2 protein-coding genes are annotated in these 3,118 nt (G+C 61.6%); both read left to right on the forward strand.

Going from position 1 to position 3,118, the window contains the following annotated elements:
• The first annotated feature begins 57 nt into the window (after positions 1-57).
• Positions 58-1,422, forward strand: coding sequence for an MFS transporter (locus tag ACE04F_RS17655; protein WP_039592259.1), 1,365 nt, complete (start codon positions 58-60; stop codon positions 1,420-1,422).
• Between the two features lie 12 nt (positions 1,423-1,434).
• Entirely contained in the window at positions 1,435-2,988 is a 1,554-nt protein-coding gene (garD, locus tag ACE04F_RS17660; protein WP_486108679.1) for a galactarate dehydratase, read from the forward strand.
• Positions 2,989-3,118 lie beyond the last annotated feature (130 nt).

Consider the following 3,118-nt stretch of genomic DNA (forward strand, 5'->3'; position numbering starts at 1 on the left):
GGCGCCGACCGTACAATTTGATTTCCCGCATAAAAATAAATAGTGGAAGTAGATTACATGCAAGAGACCAAGCCGACGCACGTCCGCTATTTGATCCTGCTCATGCTGTTTTTGGTGACGACGATCAACTATGCCGACCGTGCCACCATCGCCATCGCTGGTTCCAGCCTGCAAAAAGACCTCGGCATCGATGCCGTCACCCTCGGTTATATCTTCTCCGCCTTCGGCTGGGCCTACGTGGCCGGGCAGATTCCTGGCGGCTGGTTGCTCGACCGTTTCGGGTCGAAGAAAATCTATGCCTTGAGCATTTTTACCTGGTCGCTGTTCACTGTGCTGCAGGGCTACGTCGGTGAATTCGGCATGTCCACGGCGGTGGTTGCGCTGTTCATGCTGCGCTTCCTGGTCGGGCTGGCCGAAGCGCCTTCCTTCCCGGGCAACGCCCGTATCGTCGCGGCCTGGTTCCCCACCGCGGAACGCGGCACCGCCTCGGCGATCTTCAACTCGGCGCAGTATTTCGCCACCGTACTGTTCGCACCGCTGATGGGCTGGATCGTCTACCGCTTCGGCTGGCAGCACGTTTTCATCGTAATGGGCGTGATCGGTATCGTGTTCTCGCTGGTCTGGCTGAAGGTGATCTACAGCCCGCGCCAGCACCCGATGATCAACGAGGCCGAGTTCAATCACATCGCGTCCAACGGCGCGATGGTCGACATGGACCAGGACAAGGGCAAGGAAAAGAAAGCCGATGGTCCGAAGTGGGATTACATCCGCCAACTGCTGACCAACCGTATGATGCTGGGCGTGTATCTGGGCCAATACTGCATCAACGGCATCACCTACTTCTTCCTGACCTGGTTCCCGGTATACCTGGTGCAGGAGCGCGGCATGACCATCCTCAAGGCCGGTTTCATCGCGTCCTTGCCGGCCATCTGCGGCTTTATCGGTGGTGTGCTTGGCGGGGTGATTTCCGACTACCTGCTGCGCAAGGGCCACTCGCTGACCTTCGCCCGCAAGGCGCCGATCATCGCCGGCCTGCTGGTGTCCAGCAGCATCGTGGCGTGCAACTACGTCGACATCGAATGGATGGTGGTGGGCTTCATGGCCCTGGCCTTCTTCGGTAAAGGCGTTGGCGCACTGGGCTGGGCCGTGGTGTCCGACACCTCGCCAAAACAGATCGCCGGCTTGAGCGGTGGCCTGTTCAACACCTTCGGCAACCTGGCGTCGATTACCACGCCAATCGTCATCGGCTACATCATCAGCTCCACCGGTTCGTTCAAGTGGGCGCTGGTGTTTGTCGGTTGCAACGCGCTGATGGCGGTGTTCAGCTACCTGGTTATCGTGGGCCCGATCAAGCGTGTGGTGCTCAAGGAACCGGCGGCCAAAGAAGCCGATCTTTCCAGCCTGTCTGAAGCCAAATCCTGAGGAGCGGTGTCGATGAATCTGATTGAACATGCCGATTCGCCCCGTTACATCCGCCTGCACGAGCGCGACAACGTGGTGATCGTCGTCAACGACCAAGGCGTACCGGCCGGGACCGAATTCCCGGACGGCCTGGTCACCGTCGACTTCGTGCCGCAAAGCCACAAAGTCACCCTTGAGGATATTCCCGAGGGCGGCGAGGTGATTCGCTACGGCCAGGTCATCGGCTACGCGCTGCAGCCGATCCCGCGTGGCAGCTGGGTCAAGGAAGACCAGTTGCGCATGCCCACCGCGCCACCGCTGGACAGCTTGCCGCTGTCCACCGATGTGCCGGCGGCGGATGTGCCGCTGGAGGGCTACACCTTCGAGGGCTACCGCAACGCCGACGGCACCGTTGGCACGCGCAACATCCTCGGTATTACCACCACGGTGCAGTGCGTGACCGGTGTGCTGGACCATGCGGTCAAGCGCATCAAGGACGAGCTGCTGCCCAAGTATCCGAACGTCGATGACGTGGTGGCGCTGACCCACAGCTATGGCTGCGGCGTGGCGATCACCGCCACCGATGCGTACATCCCGATCCGCACCGTGCGCAACCTGGCGCGCAACCCGAACCTGGGTGGCGAGGCGCTGGTGATCAGCCTGGGCTGCGAGAAACTGCAGGCCGGGCAGGTGATGCACGAAGGCGACAGTTCGGTGGACCTCAGCGAGCCGTGGTTGTATCGCTTGCAGGATTCCAGTCACGGCTTCACCGAAATGATCGAGCAGATCATGGAGCTGGCCGAGACGCGTCTGAAGAAACTCGACCAGCGCCGTCGCGAAACCGTGCCGGCCTCGGAGCTGATCCTGGGCATGCAATGCGGTGGCAGCGATGCGTTTTCCGGCATCACCGCGAACCCAGCCCTGGGCTACGCCTCGGATTTGCTGCTGCGGGCCGGTGCGACGGTGATGTTCTCCGAAGTCACCGAAGTGCGCGATGCGATCTACCTGCTGACGTCCCGGGCGCAAACCCGTGAAGTCGCCGAGGAACTGGTGCGCGAGATGGACTGGTACGACCGCTATCTGGCCAAGGGCGAAGCCGATCGCAGCGCTAACACTACGCCTGGCAACAAGAAGGGCGGGCTGTCGAACATCGTCGAAAAATCCCTGGGCTCGATTGTCAAATCCGGCAGCAGCGCGATCAACGGCGTGCTCGGCCCGGGCGAGCGCTTCAAGCAAAAGGGCCTGATCTTCTGCGCCACGCCGGCGAGTGATTTTGTCTGCGGTACGCTGCAACTGGCGGCGGGAATGAACCTGCACGTGTTCACCACCGGGCGCGGTACGCCGTACGGTTTGGCGATGGCGCCGGTGGTGAAGGTCTCGACCCGCACCGAACTGGCCCAGCGCTGGCCGGACCTGATCGACATCGACGCCGGCCGGATCGCCACCGGGCGTGCAAGCATCGAAGAGTTGGGCTGGGAGCTGTTCCACTACTACCTGGATGTGGCCAGCGGCAAGAAACAGACCTGGGCCGAGCGGCACAAGCTGTACAACGACATCACCTTGTTCAACCCGGCGCCGATTACCTGATCCGGGGCTATCGCGAGCAGGGACGCGGGGTGGATATGGATTTTCTGATCACCGGAGACCCAATGTGGGAGCGAGCCTGCTCGCGAATGCGGTGGTTCAGTTGGCATTGATGGTGGATGTGCCGCCGTGG

This window comes from Pseudomonas sp. AGC41 (genome assembly GCF_057334555.1).